Below are 25,103 nucleotides of genomic sequence, written 5' to 3'. Positions count from 1 at the left end.
ACCCGACCAGATGGTGGGTCGGAGCGCGCGAAAAGCGCCGCCGACAGGCCGCGCTACAGGTCTGTCACCGCCGACCGGTTTGCGACCGCGTCAGCCGGGAAGTCGGTACGGGTGCGAGCGCTATTGACGAGAGTTGAGCAGGATTCAAGGCTGGACCGGGTGGGTGACCGGCTACAGCGGGCGGTCCTCGGCACGCTGCGTCCGCGGCGGCTGCGGGACCTGCTACACGGAGTGACGCTGGGGCATCCGCTGCATCCGGCAATGGTGCAGGTGCCGGTGGGCGCCTGGATCAGCGCCGCGGTGCTGGACCTGATGCCCGGGCAGCGCCGTCCCGCCACCGTGCTGGTCGGCCTGGGCACCGTCAGCGCGCTGCCGGCGGCGGTCGCCGGGCTGAACGACTGGGCGGCGCTCTCCCGGGACCAGCGCCGGGTCGGCCTGGTGCACGCCGCCGCGAACACGGTAGGCGTGACGCTCTACGCCGGTTCGCTGGCCGCACGGATGTCCGGGCGACACGGCGTCGGCCGTGCCCTCGGCTTTCTGGGGCTCTCCGCCGCGAGCCTCGGGGCGTACATCGGCGGTCACCTGGCGTACAAGCAGGGTGCGCAGGTCAACCAGAGCATCTCCGAGCTGCACCGGATGAGCGACGGCTGGCACTCACTGGTCGAGATGGCCACGCTGCCGCAGCGCACGCTTGTCACCCGGGAGGTGGACGACGTTTCGGTGATCCTCTACCGGCACGGTGACGAGGTCACCGTGATGCTGGAGCGCTGCCCGCACCAGAGCGGGCCGCTCGGCGAGGGCGAGGTGCAGGAGATCGAAGGCCACGCCTGCGTGGTCTGCCCGTGGCACGGCAGCGCCTTCCGACTGAACGGCGGCGAGGTCGTGCAGGGGCCGTCCGGCAACGACCAGCAGATCCTGCCCACCCGGATCCAGGACGGCGTGCTGCAGACCCGCATACCCTGACGGTCGCGCGCTTGAGCGCCGGTCAGCCGCGCCGGTGCCGACCGGCCTGCGGTCCGTCCGGCACGGAGTCCAGGCCGGGCCCGCCGGCCGCTGCCATCCCGTTGCCCGCAGGTCCCGCACCGCCGACCCGGGGTGTGCGGGTGGCGGCGGCCAACCGGGAGGCCGCACCGGCGGCGGCCGGACGGCGGCGCAGCCCGAGCACCGCGCCGATCTGGGCGCCGACGATGCTCGCCACGGCCAGCACGGCGGAGACCGCCAGCGGTCGGTTGACCCGGTCGGTCGCGCCGACCCGGGCGGCGCCGACTGTCATCGCGGGCGGCTGACCGGCGGACTCCGTACCACCGGGCACCGCCGGTGCCACCCGCTCCGGCGCGACCCGCTCGGGTGCCGGCCGGGGCGCCGGCGGCTTGGGTGCGGAGCGGCCGACGAGCCGGCCGGTGGCGTGCGAGCGGGCGCCCTGGTCGGTGGCCTCGGCGGGCAGCCGGAGCAGTTGGCCGGGACGGATCCGGTTCGGGTCGTCGAGCCGGTTCAGCTGGGCCAGCCGTCGGTAGTCGGCGAACTCGTCCAGGTAACGCTCGGCCACCTCGCCGAGGTAGTCGCCCCGCGCCACGCGGTACACCGGTGCCGCCTCGTCATTCGCCGCCGGCCCGGCCAGGGCGGCGACCGCCGGAGTGCCCGGGTGGGCGTACGCCGGGCCGGCATGGATCGCGGCGGCGCTGGCGGCGGCCGGGCTGGCCGCGAGGATCAGCGCCACCGAGCCGACCAGGGCGGCGGCGGCCTTCTGCTGGCGGCTCATCCCCGCCAGCTTCGGCGCCGGCCGGCGCAGGCTCTGGGCGCCCAGCTCGACGAGGACCGAGAAGGCGAACGTGGCCCAGCCGAACCAGCCGGCCAGCGCCAACGCCCGCAGGAACAGCCGGCCGTCGTCCCGGCTGGTCAGCGTGGTGCCCACCTCGGCGATGCTCGGCAGGTGGTCCGGCAGGGGGTTGCCCGCGAAGGCGAGCAGTGCCACCGGCGCGCCGGCCAGCAGCGTGCAGAGCACGACCAGCGCGCCGAGGCCGGTGATGATCCGTCCGGTCCGCCGTACGACGGACCGACCCGATGCGGGCATGGCTGCCTTCCTTCCTACGGTCCTGCGGTGATGTGCCGTGCGGTCGCCTCGCCGGTGACGGTGACCGTGCGGGCGAAGCCGAACAGCCCGAGCATCGATCGGCGGTAGGTGATCGTGACGCGTACCCGGACGAGGGTCTCCCCGGCGACTTCCGGGAAGCTCACGGTGTGACCGGTGGTGCCGGCGGCGGCCAGGTAGTCGGCGACCGCGACGCGGGCCTGCGGCCGGTCGATCCGCGTCGGCCCGCCCTCGATCGCGGTGGCCCGGTCGATGGCCTGACCACCGGCCCGGGCCGCCTCGGCGGCCAGGTTGTCGGCGCGTTGCAGGGTGCGCAACTGCCCGGCGCCGTCGAAGGAGAGGCCCACGATGGCCAGCACGCCGGTCATGGCCACCGCCAGGAAGATGCTGACCCGGCCGTGCTCACCGGTGTGCGGACGTCGGGGAGCAAAGGCGGTCACTGCCGGCTCCGGTAACGGTCCAGCGGAGAGGTGAAGTCCACAGTGATCCGGTTGTCGGTCGGCATCCCGGGCACGACGTTCAGCGAGATGTCCTTGAACGACACCAGGCAACTGATCTCCACCGTCACCGAGGCGTCCGTACCGACCGAGCTGCTGAAGGCGTCCTTGAAGCTGGTGGGCTCGCCGGCCACCCAGCCGGAGAACTTCAGATCGAGGTCGTTGGCGCAGGCCAGCCCGTGCCAGTCCAGTTGTTTGCGGGCGGCCTCCCGCGCCGCGGTCCGCGCGGTGTCGGCGTTCCGGGAGATCGAGGCGGCGCGGGCCGCGTCGTGCGCGGCGGCGTCGATCGCCTCCGCCGCCACCGCGCTACGCCCGGCCACGCCGGCCAGCACCATCAGCGCGATGAACGCGGGTGCGAGCACCGCCACCTCGATGGAGACCGAGCCCCGCTCGGCGCCGCGGCTCACGGCGTGGTCTCCCGTTCCACTGTGCCGTGGGCGGTCTGCCGCACCGCGAAGTCCACGCCGGGCACCACCGACAGGGACCGGCCGCGCACCGTGCAGGTCACCTCGGTATCGGTGGTCACGCAGCTCGGACCAGTCTTCGCCCAGCCCACCAGCCAGCCGCCGGTGGCGTTCAGGAAGCGGGTGGCGCTGACGACCCCGGCGTCGTCCGGAGCGTCGTACAACCGCTGGGCGTTGACCCCGCCCTGGGCGGCGTTCAACGCCGTGGAACGGGCCAGGAAAACGGCCGCGACCTGGAGCGAGGCGAAGAGCAGCACCAGGATCAGCGGCATCACCACGGCCAGCTCCACCGGATTGGCTCCCAGCTCCCGGTCGCCGGCCGCGAGGTGGCGCCGGGCACCGGCCATCGCCCGGCGGCACCTCGGGAACGCGGCTCGGCGCATGTCCGCTACTTCGGGTTCGTGTGGTTCGGGATTGCCTTCATCCAGTCGTTGGCCTTGCCCAGGGCCAGGCCGGTGACGATGGTCGCCACGAAGACCAGACCGAAGATGATCACCGCGGTCGGCACCGGACTGTCGCCGCGTTCGCCGTCGCGACGCAGCTCGGCCAGGCGCGTCGTCATCACGACGTGCAGGTAGCTGATGAGGGACATGGCGTACTCCTTCTGGGGGTCGGATCAGACACGGGCGATGAACGGGTAGACGACGAAGCCGAGCAGCACGAAGACGAGCAGTGCGCCTGGAATGTCGAGCTTGCTGGTCACCCCCTCGGCGCGGGCGAGGTTGTCGGTGCGGATCTGGTCGCGTAGCGAGTCGGCCCGGCTGCGCAGGGTTTCGTGCACCTGCGCTCCCTCACTTCCGGAGGAGCGCATGATCGCGCCGACGTCGCCCAGCTCCGGAATGCCGATCTTGTCGGCGAGGTCGCGCAGCTCGTCCCAGGGCGCGTGCATCTGCATCTGGGCGATCCGCAGCGACTCCTGGATCCGGTCGAAGACCCAGCCGTCGCACACCGCCGCGGCCCGCTCCAGCGACTGCACCGGCCCGTGCGCGGCGGAGAGCTGCAACGCCACCAGGTCCAGATACGTGCAGACGGCCTGGCGGAACTCGTCCCGGGCGGCGTCCGCCTTGGCCAGCACCGACCGGTGTGCCAGCAGCCCGGCGATCAGCGCCATGCCGAGGCTGCCGAGTACCGGTACGACCAGCGGCAGCGAGATGCCGAGCACGAACAGGGCCACCCCGAGCAGGGTCGGCACGGCCAGTCCGATCAGCGCCGAGAGGAGCACCGACAGCGCGTACTGCTCGGAGGTCTGGTCGATCAGGGCGAGCTGCCGGTGCGGCGGCCGCAGCCAGCGGGCCAGCCCGGTCAACCAGTCCAGTTGCCGGGACGCGGGAGCGGCGACCCGGCCGGTGCCGGCCGGCTGGTGCAACCGGCGCAGTGCCGGCCCGAGCGCCGGGGCCGCCGGCACCAGCTCGCGGACCACCAGGAACAGGCCCAGACCCACGGCGGCTCCGCCGCACACCGCGATGGCCAGGTGCCAGTTCACGATCACGGTCACGCGATCACCTCCTGCGGGTCCGGCGACGGCAGGAAGCGGGCCGGCCGCTGCGGCTGGCTCATCGACCGCACCCAGGCCAGCAGGCCGATGAAGGCGGCACCGAGGGCGGCCATCACCAGTTGACCCACAGGCGTGCCGTACGGCTCGATGTACTCGGTGTTGATCAGCCCGTACGCCAGGGTGGCGAGCGTCATTCCGGTGAGGAAGCGGACCGCGAACCGGGGCTGGGTGCGCTTGGCCTCGATCTCCCGCCGGGTGGCGACCTCCGCGGCCGCCGCGCCGGCGATCGAGCCCAGCACGTCACCCAGCCGCTCGCCCCGGTCGGTGAGGTGCAGGATCAGCGCCGCCACCACCTGGTCGCAGACCGGGTCACCGATGTCGTCGGCGAACGCCAGCAGCGCGGAGCGGGCCAACCAACCGGCCTGCAACCGGGCGGCGAGCAGCCGTACCTCGTCCTCGATGCCGGGTGGCACGCTGCCGATCGTGCCGATGATCGACTGCTGGAGGCCCTGTCCGGTGCCGGAGACGTCCTTGAGCCGGCGGGTCCACTCGCCGACCGCCTCGATCCGGGCGATCGCCCGTTGCTCGGCCTTGCCCACCGCGAACAGCCACGGGGTGCCGGGCACCGCCACCGCCACCAGCAGACCCACCACCGGCAGCCCGGTCAGCAGAAAGGCCAGCGCGCCGGCGACCAGCGCGGTGATCAGCAGAGCCTGGTAGGCCCGCCGCTCGCCGGGGGTGGCGCCGGAGCCGCGCCAGAGCCGACCCAGACCCGGTCCGGCGCCCGGGCCGGGGCCGGCGGGCCGTCGGGTGCCGACCAGTGCGACAACGGCCAGCAGCAGCCCCGCGACGCAGGCGGCGCCGGAGACCACCGCTATCAGTTCCAGGCTGCCCCGCACCTGATCACCGCCGGGCCAGTCGGGTCTGCCGGGGGCGGCGCCAGGCACCGGCGCCGGCCTCGATCCACCGGGTGAGCAGCCGGGCGTCGTAGCCCACCCGCAGCAGTTGGTCGCGTACCCGTTCGGGCAGGTGCCGGGGGACCGCGCGGCCGTCCGGGCCGGGTCCGAAGACCGTGGTGGTGGTGATGCGCCCGGCTTCGCCGGCCCCGATCACCTCCTCCACATGGGAGACGAACCGGTGCTTGCGACCGCCGATCGCGGTCTCGTCCTCGACGGTGACGTAGACGATCAGGTCCAGGGCGTTGCCGGCCATCCGGCGGGCCTGGTCGACGGTCATCTCGCGGCCGTGCGCCAGGGCCAACTCGACGATCCGTTCACCGACGCCGGCGGACGTGCGGGCGTGGATGGTGCACATCGAGCCCCGGCTGGTGGTCATCGCCTGGAGCATCGGCACGATCTCCCGGGACCGAACCTCACCCACGATGATCCGCAGCACGCCCATCCTGAGCGAGAGCGGGATCAGGTCGGCGATCGTCACCTCGCCGGCCGGTCGGCCGTCGAAGCCACGTTCGCCGTGCCCCTCGCGGGCCTCGAAGCTCATCACCGCCCGGTGCCGCTCCCGGCGGCGGGCCGGCAGCAGCTCCCGGCTCTCCTCCAGCAGCACGTACGGCTCGTCGGTCGGGATCTCGTTCATCAGCGCCCGGATGATCGTGGTCTTCCCGGCGCCGGCCAGCCCGGCGACCATGATGTTCAGCCCGGCGCGCATCGCCGCGCGGAGGAAGTCCCGCAACAGTGGGTCGATCATCTCGTCCAGGTCACCCCGGGCCCCGGCCACGTCGTCCAGGCTCACGTCCAGGGTGTTGTGCTTGCGGATCACCGCGTACGGGCGGTGGCTGACCAGGAACACCGCGGCCAGCCGGCTGCCGTCGGGCAGTTGCAGGTCGAGGGTGGGCTTCACGGTGGACAGTGACCGCTCGGTCGCGCCCGCACGGCGTGCCGCCGCCTGGAGGATCTCCACCAGTTCCGCGTCGCTGTCGGCGATCGGTTCGGCCCAGTCCACCCCGCCGCCGTGCCGGGTGATGCGTACCTGGTCGCAGCCGAGGATGTGCACCTCCTCGATGGTGTCGTCGACCAGCAGGGTCTGCAGGCGGCCCAGTCCGACCAGCTCGGCGGTCACCTGGTCGAGCAGCAGGCGTTCCTCGCCGGCAGCCATCGGCGTGCCGGCCCGGCGGACCGCGTCCGCGTACTCGGCGACCACGGCGACGGCCAGCCGGGCGCGCTCGGTGTCCTCCTCGTCGACGGTGAACTCACGGCCGCGCTGCCACAGCGTGAGCCGTTCGGTCAGTTCCCGGCGCAGTTCCCGGACCACCTGGAAGTCCATCCGGGGGCGGGGTGGCGGCTCCGGCGGCGGGCTGGCCGCGGGTGCCGGGGGTGGCATCGGCACCGCGTGGTGGTTGCGGCCGTTCGGCGCGGCCAGCGGCGGCGTCGTGGAGGTGACGCCCGGCGGCTGTTGGCGTGGGTCGGCGGAGACTGGTTCAAACCGCATCCGGCACCCCCTGCTGCACCGGCCAGGCCAGCCGGGCGCGCCGCCGCTCCAGCAGCGCGCCGACCGGCACCTCCAGCGCGGCCGCCGCGCGCAGCAGCGGCCGTCCGGCCCGCACCGTCCCGCCCAGGCTGAGCACCCCGGCGGTACGCGAGTCGTGCGGCAGCCGGGCGATCACCGGCAGTTTCAGCGCACGGCTGATCTCGGCCCGCCCGTGCCCGTTGCCGACCAGCAGCAGCCGCAGGGTGCCGGGCGGTACCCGGTGCTCGGCGAAGTCCCGTTCGATCGCGCTGACCACCGCCCGCGTGCCGGAGAGGTCCGGCAGCTCGGCCCGGGTCACCAGCAGCACCACCGAGGCGGCCCGCAGCACCGGCCACGGCGGGCCGTTGACGTGCAGCCGGCCGCAGTCGACCAGCACGTCGTAGCCGGGGGTGCCGCGGTCGAGGGCGTTGAAGTAGTCGGCGAAGCGTTGCCAGAGCGGGGTGACGCTGCCGGCCTGTGTCGGGTCGACCAGCCCGGGCAGCAGCAGCCGTTCCCGCCGGGGCGCGTCGAGGTCGACCAGCTGGGACCAGAAGGCGGTCTCCAGGTTGCCGTCGCGCAGCTCTCCGACGGCCAGCTCGCCGATGCCGCGCGGTCCGTCCAGCTGACCACCCAGGTAGCCGGCGAGGATCGACCCGCCGGCCGGGTCGCACTCCGCGAGCACCAGTCGTCGGTGCCAGGCCAGCGCGCAGGCCAGCGCCGAGGTGGTCACGCCGGGCGAACCCTTCGCGGACACCAGCGCGATGATCGCCATGCTCAGGCCACCTCGGTCAGCACGACGGCGATCCGCTCCTGCGCGGCCAGCGCCACCACCGCGGGCACGTCCCGGATGGTGAGCGCCAGGTACAGCACCTTGTCGTCGTTCGCCGGGCTGACCATGTCGATCACGGTGGCGGAGAAGCGGGTGCCGGCGGCGGCCGCTCCGGACGCGTTGTCGTCCGGGGTGCTGACCAGCAGGACCTTGTCGCCGGGGTGCAGTTCACGCGCCGGCACCTGCGCGGTCTTCAGGCCGAGCGCGAGTTGCTGCTGGCCGGGGCCGAGCAGCGGGTCGTCGGTGACCTGCCCCAGCGTGAGCAGGGTGCCCGGGACCAGCGCCACGGCGGCGCGCTTGCCGACCACCTCGTCCAGCCGGCCGGCGGGCACCGGGCGCAGCCCCTGGCCGCCGGCGACCTGCACGGCGACCAGGTCAGCGGCGCTGATCTCCCGGCCCACCTCCACCGGCCGGGCCACCGCGAGGTAGCTGCCGGTGGCCCGGACCGAGGTGACCGCGAACGCCGCGCCCAGCCCACCCAGCGCGATCAGGAGTACGGCCAGACCCAGCAGCCCCGGGCGGACCCGGCGCTGCCGGACCACCTTGGGCGGGCTGACCGGCGCGTCCACCGGGGTTCCGTTGCGCGTCGCGAGGCTCACCTGTTCACCACCTGGAGTTCGTTGATCAGGATCGGCACTGTGCCGCTGGTCCGGGTCTGCGGAATCGGTTCGCCCTCGACGCCATCGTCGGTCCACCACCGCACCGTCCAGTGCGTGGTGGCGCCGACCCGGTAGGTCCCGGCCTTCGGGTAGCCGCTGTCGTAGCCGCAGTCCGGGGACGTCTGGCCGGCACGGGGTCCCTTCGGGTCGTACGGGGTGCCGGCACCCGGGCAGGGGACCGTCTCGTCATTGCCCATGTCCCAGACGATCCGGTCGACCTTCGCCTCGATGGAGACGGTCAGGCCACGGTCGGACGCGGAGGCGCGCAGCGGGCCGAAGTAGCTGGCGCTCGGCGTCGCCCACATCCAGACGGGCAGGCCGACCAGCCCGGGGCCGACGCTCTTGCGGGGTGCCACCCGGAGCCGGGCCGGCAGCAGTTTGATCGACGCCAGGGCGCGGCGGGCCAGCTCCTCCGGGTCGGGCGGCGCGCCGTAGCCGGGCGGTGGCCCGTCCAACAGCACCACGTCCTGGGCGCCCAGATCACCGCCGTTGCAGGTCTGCAAATACCACTGCTGACCCTCGGGCGGCTCGACCGGCCCCTCGGTCAGCTTGTAGTAGCACCCGTCGCCGTTGTCGAACCAGCCCAGCAGGTCGTCGTAGCAGGCGATGGTCCGCCCGCCCCACTGGCAGACACCGCCGCCCCCACCGCCGCCGGAGTCCCCGCCGCCGCCGTTGTCGCCGCCACCGCCGGGACCGCCCGGCGTGCCGGGCTCGTCGTCCCAGACGCTGCAGTCCGGCTGGTCGAGCGGGCACTCCGCCCCCGGGTCGGCGCGCCCGGCGGCGCCGGCCGGCACTGTTGCGCCGACCAGCAGCAGCAGCGCGAGGCCGATCCCGGTGAGCGCCCGGCGGGGCGTCCCGGCCCGGGCGGTACGAGCCGGGGCGCCCCTTCCTCCCCAGGTCAACACGGCTGGTCCCGGTGCGCGGCGCTGGAGTTGATCAGCCACCGGCCGTCGGGATAGCGGGTCGCGGTGGCGGTGGCCAGGTGTCTGCTGCCGCCGCTGCCCGGGACCACCCGCTTGTCCTTGGCGTAGACCAGCCGGTAGCCGCTCGCGTCCAGGCAGTCCTGGATCTCCACGCTGGCCGGGGTCGAGTCCAGGCTGATCGAGGTCACGGTCGGGTCGGATTTCAGCGTCCCGGTACGCATCGCGCCGTGCTCCTTTGCCTCGCGAATGGACATTCGCACCCGAGTGAGCAGTGGATCGGCGAGATACCGGGACAGTTCCGGCGCGCGCGGATCACTGCGTCGACTCGCCGTACGCGAGGCGGCGAGATAACCGGAGTACGCGTCGAGCGCCGCCTTTTCCGCGGCCCGCCGTTCGACGTCCCGGTCCGCCTGTTGTCCGTCGACCAGGGCCGGCCCCGGCCGTTCGACGGCCTCCCGCCCGCTGCCGCAGGCGGCGACTGGCACCGCCACCACGACCGCTAGCAGGCAGATTGCCGCTCGCCCGAGCTGTCGTCCGCGCACCGTCGAGCCTCCTCGTGGTCGCCCGGTGCGGCGACGGATCACCGCCGCCGGGCATGCGGAAGCGCGCCCGGATCAGCACATCCGGAGCCGTTCAGTGCGCTTCTGCATTCACCGTTACGGATCTTTTACAAATGAATGGTCCTGTGTCGGTTGGTTGTTGCAGTGAGGCTTGCGTCACACCCAAGGGGCGAGCATAGGCTGACGCTCGCCGATGCAACAGAGGCAATTCAAGTGAACACTCTGCGTGATGACAGGTGGTGGTGAGGGGTGTCTGTGCCACGCTTCGAGCAATGGCCGGCCGAGGGGCGGGCGGGGGCCTGCCCACTTCAACGCGGACGGGTCCGCCGGGGCCGCTCCGCCGGTCCCGAGAGCGGGACATCGCGGCGTCATCCCGGCATCCGGTCGGAGCCGGCGGCCCATCGACGAACCGCACCGGTCGGCGGGACGGTCGAGCCGGGCTCGCCCCGGGAGGCCGCCGAACGACCGGCCGCACAGGTCTCTTTCTGCGCCATCCGCTACACCCAAGCGATCGTTCAGTCACGATCCGTGTTCGCCGTCGCGCTCGATGCCGGGGCCGTGGGGGTGCCGACATGCCGCTGACCGGCCCCCCGGCGGCCGTACCGGGTCAGGAGAACCCACCCGATCGGCTCCCCGCACCCTCGCCGTCATCCGCGCCGCGGCGCCCCGCCCGCCCCTGGCTCCCCGCCGTGCTGGCGACCGTGGCGGTCAGCCCGCTCCTGCGGTTGGCCGTCCTGCGTCACGCCGTACCGTCGGGCACCGCCAGCCGGACCGGCTGCGACGCCTGCGGGGCACCGGTCGGGCTGACCCGGCCCTGGCCCGCGCTGGGCCCGGTCGGCCTGTGCGGTCGCTGCCGGGCCCGGGTCGGGCCGCCGCCGGGCACTGTCGAGCTGGCCGCGATCGTCGGGCTCGCCACGGTGGTGCTGCTGGCGCTGGCCGGTCCGCCGGGCGCTGCGCCGCCGGCGCTGGCCTGGTGGCTCGGCTGGACGGTCCCGGCGGTCTTCGTCGACCTGGCCGTACACCGCCTGCCGGACCGGCTCACGCTGCCGGCGGCTGCCGGGACGTGGCTGCTGCTCGGCGCGGCCGTGCTCGGCGGCCCCGAGCCGGGGCCCTGGCTGCGGGCCGTCACCGCGGGCGCCGGGCTGGCGGTGCTCTTCGCCGGCAGCACGCTGCTGCTCGGCCGCCGTGGCTTCGGGCTGGGCGACGCCAAGCTGGCGCTCAGCGTGGGCGCGCTGCTCGGCTGGTACGGCTGGCCGTTCCTGCTGTTCGGACTGCTGCTCGCGTTCGGGCTCTCCGCGCTGGTCAGCCTGGGTCTGCTCGCCGCTCGACGGGCCCGCTGGTCCACCCATCTGCCGTTCGGCCCGTTCCTCCTGCTCGGCACGCTCGGCGCCCTCCTGCTGGCAACCTGACCGCCCGCTGCCCGTCAGGCGGGACGGGCGGGAGGTCAGGGGCGGGGTCGGCCCGCCAGGTCGGGGACCGGGCGACGGGCGTCGGCCCGGCGGCGTAGCGCTTCGGCGGTCGGGCGGGCCAGCAACGGGGTGGCCAGCGCGGCGACCAGGGCACCGAGCAGCAGCCCGGCGACCACGTCGTGCGGGTAGTGCACGCCCACGAAGACCCGGGAGACCGCGGCCAGCGCGGCCAGCGGCAGCGCGACCAGCCCGAGTCGGCGGGAGAGCAGCAGCGTGGTGACCGCCAGCGCGCCGGCCAGGGTGGCGTGATTGCTGGGAAACGACCAGTCGCCCGGCGGTGGGCAGCTGCCCGCGATGATGACCCGGCCCACCGTCCGGCACGGTCGATCCTCGTCCACCACGGTCTTGAGCAATTCGCTGCCGGCGTACGCCAGGAGGGTCGGCACCGGCGCGACCACTGCGAGTGCGCGATCGTGCGATCCGCCGGACAGGCGGCTCAGCGCGGCCACCAGCAGCAGCGCGCCGAGCAGCAGGATCACCCCCTCGGTGGCGTGCCCGACGAACCACTGCACCGGGGGCGGACTGTCGGCGGCGACGCCGATGACGTCGCGGTACCACTCGGCACTGATCTCCGGAACGTCCATGTTGCCGGTGTCGACCATGCATCACCTCACCAGATGTTCATACCCGGTCCATCTGGGAGACAAGGTAGGAACGCGGCAGGCGGCCGCGCAGGAGTCGAAGGTCGGGAGGGCTTATCGACCTTCGTCCAGGGATCGCACAGCCGGCTCTGCTTGGCTGGTTCAGGGACATCGCCACCGCGGAGGAGGCATCCGTGCACACCGGTTCGGCCACCGATCAACCGTCGCCCGCCGTCGGCAGCGTCGACGACGAGGAGACCTGGCGGATCCGGCGCACCGCGGCCGACCTGGATCGGCTCGGCGAGACCGAGTCGATTTTCGCGTTGGGCAACGGGTGGGTCGGTTGGCGTGGCGTCCTCGACGAGGGTGCGCCGTGCGCGATGCCGGGCAGCTACGTCAACGGTTTCCACGAGCGGCGCGAGCTGAGTTATCCCGAGGAGGGGTACGCCTTTCCGCAGGCCAGCGACACCCTGGTCAGCGCGCCGAACGCGGCGCTGATCCGGCTCTGGGTCGACGACGAGCCGCTGGACATCCGGACCGGGACGCTGCACGTGCACGAGCGGGTGCTCGACCTGCGCGCCGGCGTGCTGCGCCGGGAGACCGAGTGGGTTTCGCCGGCTGGGCGGCGGGTGCGCGTCCGCAGCACCCGACTGGTGTCTCTGCCCCGCCGTCCGGTCGCCGCCGTCCGGTACGAGGTGGAGGCGCTGGACGGGCCCGTCGAACTGCGGGTCTGCTCGGACCTGCTGGCCAACGAGCGGGTGCCGGAGCGCTCGGACGATCCCCGGGCAGCCTCGGTGATCACCGATCCGCTGACCGCCGAGGCGTACCGTGCGGCCGGCCTCGACGGGGTGCTGGTGCACCGCACCGAGCACAGCGGTCAGCGCGTCGCGGTGGCGGTCAGCCACCTGCTGGACGCGCCGGACACGCTGGCCACCACCGGTGACCGCACCCCCGACCGGGTTCGGCTCACCGTGGCCGGCCCGCTGCACCCGGGCGAGCGGCTGCGGCTGACCAAGTTCGCCGCGTACGAGTGCGCGTCGGTCGGCGGGATGCCCGCCGGTGAGCTGGCCGACCTGGTCGCCGCCGAGGCGGACGCCGCCCGCGCGGACGGCTTCGACGCCCTGCTCGCCGACCAGCGCGCCGCCCTGGACGCCGCCTGGCAGGTCGCCGACGTGCTGCTCGACGGCGACCCGGAACTCCAGCAGGCGACCCGGTTCGCGATGTTCCACCTGATCCAGGCCGGCCGCCCCGACTCCGGCCGGACCATCCCCGCCAAGGGCCTGACCGGCAACGGCTACGACGGGCACGTGCTCTGGGACACCGAGAGCTACGTGCTGCCGGTGCTCACCTACCTGGCTCCGGCGGTGGCCCGCTCGGCGTTGAGCTGGCGGCACGCCCACCTGCCGGAGGCCCGGGAGAGGGCCCGTGAGCTGCGGCTGACCGGCGCCACCTTCCCGTGGCGCACCATCGGCGGCCGGGAGTGCTCCGGCTACTGGCCGGCCGGCACCGCCGCGCTGCACGTCAACGCCGACATCGCCGACGCGGTGCTGCGCTACCTGGCGGCCGCCGACGACCAGCGGTTCCTCGCCGAGGCGGGGCTGGAACTGCTGGTGGAGACCGCCCGGCTCTGGCACGGCTTCGGCCACTGGTCGGACACCGGCGCATTCCACCTGCACGGGGTGACCGGCCCCGACGAGTACGCGGCGCTGGTCAACGACAACGTCTTCACCAACCTGATGGCCCGGCGCAACCTGCGCGGTGCGGCGGACGCCGCAGAACGCCACCCCGACCTGGCCGGCCGGCTCGGGGTGGAGCCGGCGGAGATCGCCGGCTGGCGGGCCGCCGCCGACGCGGTCTTCATCCCGTACGACCGTAAGCGCGGCGTGCACCAGCAGGCCGCCGGGTTCACCGAGCAGCCGGAGTGGGACTTCGCGAACACCGGCGAGGACGACTACCCGCTGCTGCTGCACTACCCGTACCTGGAGCTGTATCGCCGGCAGGTCGTCAAGCAGGCCGACCTGGTGCTGGCCATGCAGCTCTGTCCCGGCGAGTTCACCGCCGACGAGAAGGCCCGCAACCTGGCCTACTACGAGGCCCGCACGGTCCGCGACTCATCGCTGTCGGCAGCACCGCAGGCGGTGCTGGCCGCCGAGGTCGGGCACCTCGACCTGGCGTACGACCTGTTCGCCGAGTCGGTGCTGCAGGACCTGGCCGACCTGGGCGACAAGACCGCCGACGGGCTGCACCTCGCCTCGCTGGCCGGGTCGTGGCTGGCGCTGGTGCAGGGCTTCGGCGGGCTGCGCGACGACCGGGGGGTGCTCTCCTTCGACCCCCGGCTGCCCCGGCGGATCGACCGGCTGGTGTTCAGCCTGCGCTGGCGCGGGCGTCGGCTGCGGGTCACGCTGACCCGCGCCGAGGCCCGCTACGAGCTGCCCGACGCCGACCCGGACGCCACGATCGACCTGCGGCACCACGGCGCGGAGTTCCGGGTCACCGGCGCGGCGCCGGTCATCCGGCCGATGCCGCCGGTGCCCGACCCCGGGCCGGAGCCGCACTCCCCGCCCGGTCGCCGCCCCACCCGCCGCTCGGCCGGCTGACCCGCCGCCCGCTGCTCGTGCACACCGGCGACGACCCGCCTCAGGTCGGCCCCAGGCCGCCGGCCATCCGTTCGCGGACGGCCTCCAGCGCCTCGAAGGCGTACGCCCAGTTGTGGCACTTGAAGCTGCGCAGGCCGTCGATGGTGGTGTGGCAGTCGGCGCAGCGCACACCGGGGATGGCGTCCGGGATCTCGGTGTTGACGTACTTGCGTTCGCCGAGGATGACGGTGGCGATCATGGCCTTGTCGTGCAGGCCGGAGAGCGCCGACGAGACGATGTCGTACCAGGTGATCCGCCGGCCGCACTTCGGGCAGTCCGGCTGGTCGCCGCTGACCCAGAGCGGGGCGCCGATGGTGCGCGCCGGCATGCCGAGCAGCTTCTCCAGTCGCCGGACGTCCGATTCGGGGGTGGTCCACCGGTGCCGGCCCGGCAGCGACGCGGGTGAGTCGTACACGGCGCGGAACAGGTCGTGGTCGACCTGCACGGTCTCCCGCTGACTGGTCATCGGCGTCCCCCTCGACGGTCGGTGCCCCCACCGTCGTCCCTGGTGGGGGCGGGCTACAACCGGATCAACGACACGGCGGGCCGACCAGTCCCCCCGCCGGAAGATCGGGGTGCGGCCGGTGCCGGACCGGCCGCACCCCGGATCGGGCGGCAGGTGGCGAACCGGCGACCTTTTCCTCCCCACGCGCCGCTGACCCGTCCGGTTGCCGGCTTTCGCCGCGGCGGCCGGTCCCGGGTGGTACGACGGACGCAGGGCGTGCCACCGGGAGGAGCGCTGATGGTGAGCAGGCCCGAACGGCTGCTGCGAGGCAAGGACGTCCCGCTCAGCGCCTCCTTCCTGGAACTCTTCTTCGACCTGGCGTTCGTCCTCGCCCTCAGCCAACTGGCTCAGCACTTCCTCGCCGACCTCACCCTGGTGGGCGCGCTGCGCACCGCGCTGCTCCTGGCCGCGGTCTGGTGGATCTGGGTGACCACCACCTGGTTGGCCGACTGGTACGACCCGGAGACCCAGGCGCTGCGTGGGCTGCTGGTCGGCGCGACGCTGGGCAGCCTGCTGGCCGGGGTGGCGATCCCGCAGGCGCTGGACGGGCGGGGCGTGCTCTTCGCCGGCGCGTACGTCGCGGTTCACCTCGCCCGGGGCACGGTCACCGGCCTCATGTTGCGCGGTCACCCGCGGCAGAGCCGGGCGCTGCGGATCCTCTGCTGGTACGCCGTCTCGGCCGTACCGTGGCTGGTCGGCGCGTTCCTGCCGGAGTGGCGGGTGCCGCTCTGGCTGCTCGCTCTCGCGATCGACCTCATCGGCCCGCGACTCGGCTGGCCCATACCCCGGATGGGTCGGGCCCGGCAGGAGGAGCTGCACCTCACCGGCGAACACTTCGCCGAGCGGTACCAGCAGATCATGATCATCGCGCTCGGCGAACTCGTCCTGGTCGCCGGTCTCACGTACGCCGGCACCCGCCTCAGCCTCCCGGAGACCGCCGCCTTCCTGCTGGTGTTCGCCACCGCCGTGCTGATCGGTCTGCTCTACGTGACGCCCGCCGGTCAGCACCTCGGCCCGGCCATCGAGCGGGCCGACCCGTCCCGGCTCGGGGTCGCCACCAGCTACCTGCACCTGGTGATGATCGCCGGAATAGTGGTCACCGCCGTCGGGGCAGAGGTGAGCATCGCCCACCCCACCGAGATCGGTGACACGGCCGCCGTCGTGGTCGTCCTGGGCGGGCCCACCCTCTTCCTCGTCGGGCGGATCCTGTTCTCCCTGGCGATCCACCGACGACTCTCCTGGCCGCGGGTGATCGGCCTGTTCGTCCTGATCGGCGCGGCGGTCGTCCTGCGCCTGCCGTTGGTCGCGGTCAGCGCGATCGCCGCCGGGGTGCTGGTCGTGGTGGCCGTGCTCGACCACGCCGGGATCTTCACCGCCTCCGGGATCAGGCGGGCTCCGCCAGCCGGCCGGCCGCCGACAACCGCCGGATGACCGCTGCGTGTGGCACTGCGTGACTGGTACGACCGGCCACACCGGTGGTGGTGGCGGCGGTGAAGAGCGAGTTGAGCAGCGCCTCCTCGACCGAGTCCAGGACGGCGGCGAAGACCGGGTTGATCTCGCCGTCGGGGATTGGTCGCTGGTCTGGCTCGGCCGTGCTGAACGCGATCGCGTAGTCACCGCTGCCGTTGCTGTAGGACGCCCCGACCCGGCCCATCGCGAAGACCGCCCGCCGGGCGAGTCGTCCGAGCTGCCGGGCATCCAGGGGTACGTCGGTGGCGACGACGATCATGCAGGAGTTGCCGGACGGTTCGGCCCGGTCGGCGTTCGGGATCATTTCACCGACCGGCAGCGGTACGCCGAGCGCCGTGAGCACGCCGCCGAAGTTCGACTGGACGAGCGCACCGATCGTCCCCGGTCGGTCGCCGACCCGTACCGTCCTCGACGACGTGCCGATGCCGCCCTTGAAGCCCAGCGCCGTGGTGCCGGTGCCGGCCCCGACGCAGCCCTCCGCCGGTGGCCCGCCGGAAGCCCCCACGACGGCGGCGAGCACGTGTCCCTCGGTGATCGGGCGGCGGCGGATGTCGGAGAGGTGGCCGTCGTTGGTCTCGCCGACCAGCGGGTTGAACGACAGACCGTCGGGGCGACGGTCCATCAGGTGACCCAGCAGCGCGTCCGCGGCCCGGAACACGGACAGCGTGGCGGTCAGGACGATCGGTGACTCCAGTACGCCGAGTTCGTCCACCTGCGTCGAGCCGACGAGCTTCCCGTAGCCGTTGCCCGTGTACACGGCGGCCGGCAGGGTCCATCGTCCGGGGCCGAGCTGACTCGGTACGACGGCGGTGACGCCGGTGTGCAGGTCGGCGCCGTCGTCGATGGTGGTGTGCCCGACCAGGACTCCGCCGACGTCGGTGATCGCGTTGTCCCGCCCGGTGGGCAGCGCCCCCACGACGATCCCGAGGTCGCGGGCGCGGCGGGTCAGCTGGTCCATGAAGCTCCTGTCGTCGTTGTTGCCCTGCGGCGATGCGGGGAGCGGACGCGCCAGGCTATCCGGGTGGTGACGGCGGCTCAGGTGGGTGCCCTCGCGCGCGGGCGGCGTCCGAGATGGCGACCCCGGCCAGGACCGCGGTGGCGGCGAGGGCGGCCACGAGCGGTGGTACGAGGAGCATCACCGGTGCCAGGGCGGCCAACGCGAGCAGCCCGATCGGTCGATCCCGGGACACCCGGCTGAAGACCGCGTACTCGAAGCGGGCGCGCCCGGCCAGGAACAGCGCGGGTCCGCCGAGGATGACCGCGATCCAGGCCGTTTGAGGGTGCCCGGACGGATGGGCGATGACGAGTTCCGCGCCGACCGCGGTGACGACGACGCCGGCGACCATGACGAGGTGGGCGTAGAAGGCCGACAGGCCGAGGCGGGCAGGATCGGGGGAGCCCGCGATGGCGCCGGCCGACAACTCCCCGGCGCGGTAGATGTAGATACGCCAGAGCAGCACCGTGGTGGCGATCGACACCAGGAACGCCGCAGTCCGGTCGGGCGCGAAGCCGCTGCCGCCGAGGGTTGAAGCGGAGACCAGGATCAACTCGCCGAGCGCGATGATGAAGAACTGCCGGTGGCGTTCGGCCAGGTGCTCGGCCGCGCTCGGCAACTCCGCGGGCGGCGAGCGGCCCAGGCCCGGTGTGAGGTAGCGGAGCTTTCCCGCCAGGTAGTCGATGGCCACCGCCAGCGTCCACAGTGCCTCGCGGGCGGTGCCGTGCACCAGCGCCCCCGCGATCCACGGCACGGCAGACGCGCAGAACCAGATGACCACCCGTAGCGCGCCGCGCTGCAACTCGTGACCCCGCAGGGCGACGAGAAGGCCGAGGCTGCGACCGACCTGGACGGCGACGTACGCGCCCGCGAAGACCAGGCCCTGGGCGCCGAACACCGCCGGCAGGGCGACAGCCATCACCAGGCTGCCGACCAGGGTCGCGATGACCAGCAGTTGGATCGTCGGCCGCTGCGGGTCGAACCTGTCCGGGACCGTCGCCGTGCTGCACCAGACCCACCACACCGCCAGCAGCAACACCAGCGTGTGGAAGGCGCCACGCCACGTGAGGTCCCGACTCAGCACCTGCGAGAGCTGGGTGAGCACGTAGACGAACGCCAGGTCGAAGAACAGCTCCAGGAACGTGGCCCGTTGCGGATCCCCGGGCTTCCGGAGCAGCTTGCCCGCCCTGCTCGTCGTCATCGGCTCGCCCGTCCTGTGGCTCATGCCCGTAATGAGGCATTCGTACCATGTGACGGGGCCGATGACCCCGGAACCGCGGCCCCTGCCCTGACAGCTCAGGGCAGGTCGCTGTTGCCGCCCAGGTTGGCAATCATGCGGCGCAGCACGTTGAGGGCCGCTACATAGTCTTCTGTCGCGATGCCCTGGTGCATCTGCTCGTGCGCCCGCGCGTTTCGCTCCTTGGCGCGGAGGCGCCCAGCCTCCCCGGCCTCGGTGAGGGACAGGGTGTCGGCCTGCTCGCTCATCCAACCGCGGGCGACCAGGTCGTCGAAGACCTCTCCGAAATCGATGTCGAGGTCGTCGAAGGGGGCGAGGCGTTCGGCGAGTTGAGTGCGACTCCACCTGCCGGGAGCGCCGGCCACGTGGTTGAGCGTCCACCAGTGCGGTTGGGTGAGCTGCTCCACGGCAAGCTCCGCCCGGATGCGCCCGACCACGGCACGGTACGCCTCGCCGCTCCAGTAACCGATGGGCTGCGCGGCGAGCTGCTCCTGGGTGTACTCCTTGATGGTCACGGCACGGGCTCCTTGTCAGCGACGAACGAACGCGGTCACCGTAGAAGTTCAAGCATCCTTGAGGTCAAGGTGACAGTGGTTGACCGGGACCATCGGCGCGCAAGTATCGATGGGTGCTCAAGTCGCGGTTGCCGACACGGTCCACGGCGCGGATCCGAGCCGCCCGGCTAGCCAGAGGTGTCGCCGATGTTGCTCGGAGCTCAGCCGGGCGGAAGGCCGAGGAACTGCTCGATGTCGGCGATGGCGTCCTCCACCGTGCCGCCGACGGCCGGGTCGCGCAGCCGGGCGCGCAGGGCTGGCAGGACCCGGTCGGTGTCGAGGCGACGGTGGATGCGGGCCAGATGGCCTAGACAGATCGCTGCGGTGGCCCGGACGTCCTCCTCCGGGTGGTCCAGCAGCCGCAGGTAGAAGTCCTGACACCAGCGCCAGTCCGCGTCGTGCAGGGCCAGCCCGACCATCGCGTCGGTGAGAGCGTCGATGTCACCCGCGGCGAGCGCGGCCGTGGCGCCGTCGTGGGTCGCCGGTGCCGGCTCGTAGTAGCTGCGCTGTGTGCTCATTCCTCATCCTTCGGCGGCGCGGTCGGCCGGCCCTTCTTGTCTACCAGCCCGGCTCGCTTGAGGGCGTTGCGCATGTCGTCGTTCAGGCCGTCCGAGCTGTGGTCGTCCCAGCTGCGCACGTGGCCGTGGTAGATCTCGACGACGTCGTCGCCGGGATTGCTCGGCTCGATGCGGCGGTGCCGGTCGAGGATGACGATCTCGCCGGTCTCGTGATCGACGCCGATCCGGCGACGCTCGTTGGTCTCCTTGATCTGCACCGAGCGGTCCAGCGCGGTCTGACCGTTGGCGGGAGCGCGACTCGCGCTGCCCATGGCCAGGTTGCGGTCGGTGTCCCGGTGCTTGGGTCGCTGCTCGTCGCCGACGTGGTACTCGCGGCGCACCCGAGGGGTCTTGGCGAGTTGCGCGACTGGCTTGACCAGCGCCGACTCCACCTGAGGCGGCACCGCCGCATCGCGTAGGTGCCGGTTGCGGTTGCGCTTACCCACCGAGGATCGCCTGCAGGGCCATGTCGATGAGCTGGTCGACGATCAAGCTGGTGATCATCTTGAAGATCGGGATCTCCAGCAGGGACGCGCCGAAGGTGGCCACCGCCGTGGCGACCGCCTGGGCGATCTGGATGGCGAGAATGATCAATTGAACGATGATCTGAACTTTCAGCGCCAGTACGACCGCGGCGACCACGACGTAGCCGGCGCCCAGCACGGTGGTGGCGGTCGTGTTCCCGGCCAGCACCCCGCCCGGCCCCTCGCCGCCGGACCAGTAGGCGCTGAAGGCGGCCACGACCTCCCCCCGATTGGCGCCGGTCACCTCCGCGGCCAGTTCGTCGGCCTTCCGGCCCATCTGCTCGACGGTGGTGGCGAAGTCCAACCAGACCTGTCCGAGCTCGAAGAGCTTCGCCTCGTCGCCCTCCGGCCAGTCGTACCCGATCATGGCGAGCAGCGAGGCGAGTTCACCCGGGATCGTCATGCCCAACGGTCAGCCCAACTCCCCGGCCAGCGCGCGGAAGCGGCCGACCAGCTCCTCCTCGACGGCTGTCATGTCGTCCGCCAAGGCCATCAGATCCTCGCCGCTGCTCTGGTACTCGTCGGCCATCGCGGCGCAGCACTCCAACAGGTAGCGGGAGACGACCGGAAAGGACGCAGCGACGAGGGTGCCGAGCATGTCTCCGCCCCACGGCTCGCCGAAGCCCTTCAGCCGTGCGTCGAGCCCTTCGAGTGCCGTCGCCAGGCCCTCACCCACGTCGACGAGCCGAGTGCCGGCCGCCCGCACCTGATCGGGATCGATCTCCAACGACATTGGTCAGCCCGCTGACCGCGCGATCCGGGCCTGAGCGGCGGTGAGAGTGCTCAGGAACGACTGCATCTGGCGCACCGACTGCTGCTGCACGCCTTCGAGACGCTCGAGCAGCACGGACGGGTCCGGGACGTCCGGTGCGTCGGTGACCGTCCGGGCCCGCAGGTCGTCGAGGGCGGCGTTGACGGCGATCGTCAACTGCTCGGCAAGGTAGTCGCCGCCCTCGCGCAGCACCTGCGGCAACACGGTGATCGACTCGATCCGACCGCCGGGAGCGGCCACCACGGTGATCCGGCCGTCCGCCGCGCTGGCTTCACCGCGGGTCTCGACGCTCTCCTCCGCCGGGCGGTTGGCCCGCAACTCGTGCAAGGCACGCAGGGCGTCATCCATCGACTGGCGGAACTCGTCTGCGCTGGCCGTCATGAAGGGCTCCTCTCCAGCCGGCCAGCGGCTTCCCGCCAGCGATTCACCTCAGTGGACGGTGGCGTGGGCCCTCGTACCACCATTGGTGAACGGCTTGGAACGGACCGTACCCGATCGTTCGCCGCCGCGCGGGACGCCCGCGGCGCATGCGCCGTCTCCCGGGACCCAGGCGTGCCGGCGTGCCGAGTCGCGCGGTCGGCCCCGGCCTCTCGTGGTCTGGCCTGAAGGCGGGGTCGCGGTGCGTGGTCGGGCTGTGGCATCGTGCGGTCGTGGGCGACACGGGGCGGACGGATCCGGTGACGGCGGTGCCGGACAAGCTGGATCAGTGGCATGACTTCCGCAGGAGCGTCGCGCTGGTGTCGATGGTGCTGTTCTTCTTCTGCGTGGTCGGCCTCGGCTTCCTGGTCTATCAACTGGCGATCGTGGGGGACGACGGCACCTTCAGCGTCTGGTCGTTCTTCCGCTTCATGTCGGTCGCGGCACCCCTCGGGGTGGCTGCCGTGGCCGGCCTCGGCGTCTACCAGGCCAGCACCAATGCGGTGTCGAAACGGCGCGGTCGGATCATGGCGCTCGCGTTGCTCGCTGCCGCGGTCCTGCTCGTGGTGACGGGCATCATCGGGGATCGTCTGTGAGCTTCTCCGTCGAACCCAGCGCCCTGGAGCGCGCCGTCTCCCGCCTCAACGACGCCGCCCTCGACGCCCAGACCGCCAAGGCGTACACGCTCAAGCACACCGACATGCCATGGCACGGCCAGGGCCTGCTCAACGAAGCGTGGCCCGCACACCAACAGCTCGTCGACGAGATGAACAAGCGGCTCACCCACCTGATGGACCTGCTCGGCAAGTCACGCGACGTGCTCCAGGAGACCGCCGACTACTACCGGCGCACCGATACCGGCAGCGCGGCCCGCCTGGACGCGACCTACCCGACCGTCGACCGCAGCGGCTATGAGCTTCCCAGCGGGCACCCGACGGGTGGGAACCTGCCGTGAGAGAGCCGACCGACTTCCTCGTCGAGCCCAGCGAGCCTGATCCCACGATGACGAAGGGCTTCGCCAACCCGATCGGCGTCCTGGACGCGATCTCCATTTCGCACTGGGTCAACCAGATCATCAAGGACTGCGCCGGCTACGACGTCATCGGCACCATCAGCAACGCCCTGGTCGGAGACTGGGAGAGCTTCTACAAGGCGGGCGACGCCTACGGCAACCTCGGCCAGAGTCTGCAGGCCCTCGGTCAGAACGTCAGTCTGACCGCCTCCCACATGGATCAGCAGTGGGACGGTCGGGCTGGTGACGCGGCCTTCGTCTACTTCCGTCAGCTCACGAAGGCACTCGTTCAGCAGAACCTCGCCCTCATCCAGATCAAAGAGAAGTACCACGAGGCAGCGCGCGCCATCTGGCTGCTGGCCGATATGATCGGCGGCCTGGTCAAGATGATGATCGACAAGGCCATCATCATCGGGGTCAGCGCCGCCGCAGGTACCGCGCTCATCGAGACCGGTGCCGGTGCCGTCGTCGGCTACGGGGTCGCCGCCTGGCAAGCCATCGAACTGGTCAAGAAGGTCAACGACGCCGCACTGAAGATCCAAGCCGCCGGCACCGCGATCCTCGGCTTCTTCAGCTTCCTCAAGACCCTCGCCGAACAGGGTGGCGACCTGTCCCAGGTGCCCCTGCCCGACCAGCCCTACACGAGCCGGGTGCTCAATGACGCAACCTGAACCACCATCAGAGCAGCAGTTCCTCGACCTTACCGACGGCGACCCGGGCCTCGCCCGGCTCCTCCACGCCAGCCTCACCCGGCTACGCGAGGGAGTCGGCGGCGGCGACCTCCAGGAGATGGCCCGCGACGTCCTCGCCGGCCACGCCGACCTACGCCAGATCGCCACCAACGACGCCTACGGCGGAGAACTCCTCGACCGCTTCCACCGGTTCAGAGCCTGGGAACAGGACCTGGACCCGGACGAGCGGCAACGCATCACCGACGAGGCGACCGAGCTCGCCGCGGACCTGGGCACTCAGGAACAGCAGTAGGCGGCCACTGGTTGGGGCGCTGTCGGACCCCGCCGACGTCGTAGGTGGCTGGCAGGCTGAGCTCATGATTCGAGGGACGTTGATCGCCGAGAGCCTGCGCCCATCGACCGACCTCCGGGTGGCAGGGCTGAACATCGTCCGGGTCCGCCGGCAGGACGTATCGGACTCGGCCTCGGATACCCAGCCGAAGGTGTGGACCTTGCTCGACTTCGAGGCGGCGAACGCGGCAGCCGACGAGATCGGCCGTGCGCTCGCCGGGTCGCTGGCCACCGACGGCGGCTGGTACGCCGACTTCACCATTGGTGACGACCGCGTCGTGGTCTTTCCCAACCAGGTCTTCCGCTATCGCAGGGGCGATCGAGCAGGGCGAGCCGAGGCTGTCGAGCACGGCAAGTCAGTGGGTGTTCCGGAGCACCAGTTGGACTGGGGCGACTGAGTCCGAACGAGCGCACGTCGGCGACCTCAACTGTCGCGCTGCAGCCGGCCCGTCTCTCCGCCCTGGGCGTCGAGGAGCACGAGCACTTCGCCGTCCAGCCCTGCCCGCCACGCCTTGGAGAGCCAGACGCCCACAAGAACGTTCGCACAGCCCATTGCCGTGGTGGGTCCGCTGGTGGCGAGGAAGTCGCCCGCCGGTCCGGCGACCCATCGCCCTCCGTCACCGTTGCAGCCGTCGGAACCGCGCCATGTGCCGTCGTCGAGCAGCTCCACGTACGGCCCCCCGGACCTGAACCTGCCCGGCCTAGCATCAACCGGCACCCACCGACCGAGCAGCGCATCACGGCGCGCTGGCGTCAGAGCCGCCGGCAGCGCGGCGGCCGGCGCGAACGCACGCCGGACCTCGTCGGTGACCACGGGCACCGACGGAGACGGCAACAGGTTCGGCCTGGGGGTGGGCTTCGCGCCGGGCAGCAGCCGGGCGACGTGCCCGCCCTGGTCGTCGAGCAGAACGCGGCTGTTCCCCTCCACCCGGAAGGCGCTGGCCCGACGCAGCCAGGCCGGAGTCATGATCTCAGACCCGGGACGGCACTTCCGGGAGTCGTTGTCGGAAACCGAACGTCCGGAGGCGCCAGCGACGAAGAGGCCGTCGACGTTGGCCCGCCACGTCCCCATCATCACGCCACAGCTGTCGAACAGCAGCAGGCCGTCGTGCTTGTCGGGTGTGAGCTGCAGAATGTCACCCGCGCCTTCGGCGACCTCCGCCAGCTTCCAGGTACCGATCAGCGCGACAGGATCGGTCTGCGGCGAAACAGCCGATGCAGGTCCCGAAGCGGCGGCCTGGGAACCACCCGGAGCCGCCGTGTCCAACCCGACCCGCTCACTGCAGCCCGCGAGCAATATACCGACCGCCGCGACAGCTATCAGGTACCTGCGTCCGCTCATCTTCTCTCCCCGTACCAACACCCGCCGGGCGG

General features: G+C 72.2%; 32 protein-coding genes. 9 read left to right on the top strand and 23 right to left on the bottom strand.

Annotated elements, in window-relative coordinates; translation table 11 throughout:
• The first annotated feature begins 111 nt into the window (after positions 1-111).
• Positions 112-963 (top strand): Rieske 2Fe-2S domain-containing protein, encoded by an 852-nt coding sequence (locus GA0070607_RS11540; protein WP_089018204.1) that lies wholly within the window; start codon positions 112-114, stop codon positions 961-963.
• A 22-nt stretch (positions 964-985) separates the two neighbouring features.
• Here GA0070607_RS11540 and GA0070607_RS11535 read toward each other — a convergent pair whose 3' ends face one another.
• From GA0070607_RS11535 to GA0070607_RS11480, 12 genes are read right to left on the bottom strand one after another with little or no spacing between them, the layout of a single operon-like run.
• Positions 986-2,071 carry a LysM peptidoglycan-binding domain-containing protein gene (locus GA0070607_RS11535; protein ID WP_089018203.1) on the bottom strand — a complete coding sequence of 362 codons (1,086 nt, stop codon included), beginning with the start codon at positions 2,069-2,071 and terminating at the stop codon, positions 986-988.
• Between the two features lie 14 nt (positions 2,072-2,085).
• On the bottom strand, positions 2,086-2,529 hold the full coding sequence (locus GA0070607_RS11530) for a pilus assembly protein TadG-related protein (RefSeq protein ID WP_089018202.1): 444 nt from the start codon (positions 2,527-2,529) through the stop codon (positions 2,086-2,088).
• Positions 2,526-2,993, bottom strand: a complete 468-nt coding sequence (locus tag GA0070607_RS11525) for a TadE/TadG family type IV pilus assembly protein (RefSeq protein ID WP_089018201.1) — start codon at positions 2,991-2,993, stop codon at positions 2,526-2,528. The genes GA0070607_RS11530 and GA0070607_RS11525 overlap by 4 nt, the downstream gene beginning before the upstream one ends.
• A complete protein-coding gene (locus GA0070607_RS11520; protein ID WP_089018200.1) occupies positions 2,990-3,433 on the bottom strand; it encodes a TadE/TadG family type IV pilus assembly protein in 444 nt (147 codons plus the stop codon). Before GA0070607_RS11520 ends, GA0070607_RS11525 begins: the two co-directional genes overlap by 4 nt.
• Positions 3,434-3,438: 5 nt before the next feature.
• A complete protein-coding gene (locus tag GA0070607_RS11515; protein WP_089018199.1) occupies positions 3,439-3,642 on the bottom strand; it encodes a hypothetical protein in 204 nt (67 codons plus the stop codon).
• A gap of 24 nt (positions 3,643-3,666) precedes the next feature.
• Positions 3,667-4,536 carry a type II secretion system F family protein gene (locus GA0070607_RS11510; RefSeq protein ID WP_089021797.1) on the bottom strand — a complete coding sequence of 290 codons (870 nt, stop codon included), beginning with the start codon at positions 4,534-4,536 and terminating at the stop codon, positions 3,667-3,669.
• Positions 4,537-4,541: 5 nt separating this feature from the next.
• Positions 4,542-5,444, bottom strand: coding sequence for a type II secretion system F family protein (locus GA0070607_RS11505; RefSeq protein WP_089021796.1), 903 nt, complete (start codon positions 5,442-5,444; stop codon positions 4,542-4,544).
• A gap of 4 nt (positions 5,445-5,448) precedes the next feature.
• On the bottom strand, positions 5,449-6,990 hold the full coding sequence (locus GA0070607_RS11500; protein ID WP_089018198.1) for a CpaF family protein: 1,542 nt from the start codon (positions 6,988-6,990) through the stop codon (positions 5,449-5,451).
• Positions 6,980-7,780, bottom strand: a complete 801-nt coding sequence (locus tag GA0070607_RS11495; protein ID WP_089018197.1) for a P-loop NTPase family protein — start codon at positions 7,778-7,780, stop codon at positions 6,980-6,982. Before GA0070607_RS11495 ends, GA0070607_RS11500 begins: the two co-directional genes overlap by 11 nt.
• Positions 7,781-7,782: 2 nt before the next feature.
• On the bottom strand, positions 7,783-8,436 hold the full coding sequence (locus GA0070607_RS11490; protein WP_089018196.1) for an SAF domain-containing protein: 654 nt from the start codon (positions 8,434-8,436) through the stop codon (positions 7,783-7,785).
• On the bottom strand, positions 8,433-9,401 hold the full coding sequence (locus GA0070607_RS32965; protein WP_089018195.1) for a hypothetical protein: 969 nt from the start codon (positions 9,399-9,401) through the stop codon (positions 8,433-8,435). Before GA0070607_RS32965 ends, GA0070607_RS11490 begins: the two co-directional genes overlap by 4 nt.
• Positions 9,395-9,961, bottom strand: coding sequence for a hypothetical protein (locus GA0070607_RS11480; RefSeq protein WP_089018194.1), 567 nt, complete (start codon positions 9,959-9,961; stop codon positions 9,395-9,397). The genes GA0070607_RS32965 and GA0070607_RS11480 overlap by 7 nt, the downstream gene beginning before the upstream one ends.
• Positions 9,962-10,551: 590 nt before the next feature.
• Between GA0070607_RS11480 and GA0070607_RS11475 the strand changes: the two genes are divergently transcribed.
• Positions 10,552-11,388: a prepilin peptidase gene (locus GA0070607_RS11475; RefSeq protein WP_089018193.1), complete on the top strand. Its 837-nt coding sequence runs from the start codon at positions 10,552-10,554 to the stop codon at positions 11,386-11,388.
• 35 nt (positions 11,389-11,423) lie between these two features.
• On the opposite strand, the gene GA0070607_RS11470 is transcribed toward GA0070607_RS11475, so the two are convergent.
• On the bottom strand, positions 11,424-12,050 hold the full coding sequence (locus tag GA0070607_RS11470) for a phosphatase PAP2 family protein (RefSeq protein WP_089018192.1): 627 nt from the start codon (positions 12,048-12,050) through the stop codon (positions 11,424-11,426).
• A gap of 173 nt (positions 12,051-12,223) precedes the next feature.
• On the opposite strand from GA0070607_RS11470, the gene GA0070607_RS11465 reads away from it, so the two are divergent.
• Positions 12,224-14,626, top strand: a complete 2,403-nt coding sequence (locus tag GA0070607_RS11465) for a glycoside hydrolase family 65 protein (RefSeq protein WP_089018191.1) — start codon at positions 12,224-12,226, stop codon at positions 14,624-14,626.
• Between the two features lie 40 nt (positions 14,627-14,666).
• On the opposite strand, the gene GA0070607_RS11460 is transcribed toward GA0070607_RS11465, so the two are convergent.
• A complete protein-coding gene (locus tag GA0070607_RS11460; RefSeq protein ID WP_089018190.1) occupies positions 14,667-15,131 on the bottom strand; it encodes a hypothetical protein in 465 nt (154 codons plus the stop codon).
• Positions 15,132-15,407: 276 nt separating this feature from the next.
• Between GA0070607_RS11460 and GA0070607_RS11455 the strand changes: the two genes are divergently transcribed.
• Positions 15,408-16,601 (top strand): low temperature requirement protein A, encoded by a 1,194-nt coding sequence (locus tag GA0070607_RS11455; protein ID WP_089018189.1) that lies wholly within the window; start codon positions 15,408-15,410, stop codon positions 16,599-16,601.
• Here the strand turns inward: GA0070607_RS11455 and GA0070607_RS11450 are convergent.
• From GA0070607_RS11450 to GA0070607_RS11415, 8 genes are all read right to left on the bottom strand, one after another.
• Positions 16,555-17,598: a P1 family peptidase gene (locus tag GA0070607_RS11450; protein WP_089018188.1), complete on the bottom strand. Its 1,044-nt coding sequence runs from the start codon at positions 17,596-17,598 to the stop codon at positions 16,555-16,557. The two genes, GA0070607_RS11455 and GA0070607_RS11450, sit on opposite strands and share 47 nt — an antisense overlap.
• A gap of 55 nt (positions 17,599-17,653) precedes the next feature.
• Positions 17,654-18,859, bottom strand: coding sequence for a low temperature requirement protein A (locus GA0070607_RS11445; protein WP_231930964.1), 1,206 nt, complete (start codon positions 18,857-18,859; stop codon positions 17,654-17,656).
• A 71-nt stretch (positions 18,860-18,930) separates the two neighbouring features.
• Positions 18,931-19,386 carry a MarR family transcriptional regulator gene (locus tag GA0070607_RS11440; RefSeq protein ID WP_089018186.1) on the bottom strand — a complete coding sequence of 152 codons (456 nt, stop codon included), beginning with the start codon at positions 19,384-19,386 and terminating at the stop codon, positions 18,931-18,933.
• A 200-nt stretch (positions 19,387-19,586) separates the two neighbouring features.
• Positions 19,587-19,943 carry a hypothetical protein gene (locus GA0070607_RS11435; protein WP_089018185.1) on the bottom strand — a complete coding sequence of 119 codons (357 nt, stop codon included), beginning with the start codon at positions 19,941-19,943 and terminating at the stop codon, positions 19,587-19,589.
• Positions 19,940-20,428, bottom strand: coding sequence for a hypothetical protein (locus tag GA0070607_RS11430; protein WP_089018184.1), 489 nt, complete (start codon positions 20,426-20,428; stop codon positions 19,940-19,942). The genes GA0070607_RS11435 and GA0070607_RS11430 overlap by 4 nt, the downstream gene beginning before the upstream one ends.
• Positions 20,421-20,909, bottom strand: a complete 489-nt coding sequence (locus tag GA0070607_RS11425; protein WP_231930963.1) for a WXG100-like domain-containing protein — start codon at positions 20,907-20,909, stop codon at positions 20,421-20,423. The genes GA0070607_RS11430 and GA0070607_RS11425 overlap by 8 nt, the downstream gene beginning before the upstream one ends.
• A gap of 9 nt (positions 20,910-20,918) precedes the next feature.
• Positions 20,919-21,239, bottom strand: coding sequence for a WXG100 family type VII secretion target (locus tag GA0070607_RS11420; protein WP_089018182.1), 321 nt, complete (start codon positions 21,237-21,239; stop codon positions 20,919-20,921).
• A 3-nt stretch (positions 21,240-21,242) separates the two neighbouring features.
• Positions 21,243-21,659, bottom strand: a complete 417-nt coding sequence (locus tag GA0070607_RS11415) for a YbaB/EbfC family nucleoid-associated protein (protein WP_089018181.1) — start codon at positions 21,657-21,659, stop codon at positions 21,243-21,245.
• 269 nt (positions 21,660-21,928) lie between these two features.
• Here GA0070607_RS11415 and GA0070607_RS11410 point away from each other — a divergent pair, with 269 nt between their 5' ends.
• The 5 genes from GA0070607_RS11410 to GA0070607_RS11390 all read left to right on the top strand — a co-directional run bounded on the left by GA0070607_RS11410 (position 21,929) and on the right by GA0070607_RS11390 (position 24,127).
• Complete coding sequence (locus tag GA0070607_RS11410) at positions 21,929-22,291, top strand: hypothetical protein (protein WP_231930962.1); 363 nt, start codon at positions 21,929-21,931, stop codon at positions 22,289-22,291.
• Positions 22,288-22,650 carry a WXG100 family type VII secretion target gene (locus GA0070607_RS11405; RefSeq protein ID WP_089018180.1) on the top strand — a complete coding sequence of 121 codons (363 nt, stop codon included), beginning with the start codon at positions 22,288-22,290 and terminating at the stop codon, positions 22,648-22,650. The genes GA0070607_RS11410 and GA0070607_RS11405 overlap by 4 nt, the downstream gene beginning before the upstream one ends.
• Positions 22,647-23,378 (top strand): hypothetical protein, encoded by a 732-nt coding sequence (locus tag GA0070607_RS11400; RefSeq protein WP_157743135.1) that lies wholly within the window; start codon positions 22,647-22,649, stop codon positions 23,376-23,378. The genes GA0070607_RS11405 and GA0070607_RS11400 overlap by 4 nt, the downstream gene beginning before the upstream one ends.
• Positions 23,365-23,691 (top strand): hypothetical protein, encoded by a 327-nt coding sequence (locus tag GA0070607_RS11395; RefSeq protein ID WP_089018178.1) that lies wholly within the window; start codon positions 23,365-23,367, stop codon positions 23,689-23,691. Before GA0070607_RS11400 ends, GA0070607_RS11395 begins: the two co-directional genes overlap by 14 nt.
• Before the next feature lie 64 nt (positions 23,692-23,755).
• Positions 23,756-24,127, top strand: a complete 372-nt coding sequence (locus GA0070607_RS11390; protein WP_089018177.1) for a hypothetical protein — start codon at positions 23,756-23,758, stop codon at positions 24,125-24,127.
• A 26-nt stretch (positions 24,128-24,153) separates the two neighbouring features.
• Here the strand turns inward: GA0070607_RS11390 and GA0070607_RS11385 are convergent, their stop codons facing one another.
• Entirely contained in the window at positions 24,154-25,071 is a 918-nt protein-coding gene (locus GA0070607_RS11385) for an META domain-containing protein (protein WP_157743134.1), read from the bottom strand.
• Between the last annotated feature and the right edge of the window lie 32 nt (positions 25,072-25,103).

Origin of the sequence: Micromonospora coriariae (genome assembly GCF_900091455.1) — a bacterium.
GTDB lineage: Bacteria > Actinomycetota > Actinomycetes > Mycobacteriales > Micromonosporaceae > Micromonospora > Micromonospora coriariae.
This window is presented reverse-complemented; position numbering and strand designations above follow the sequence as displayed.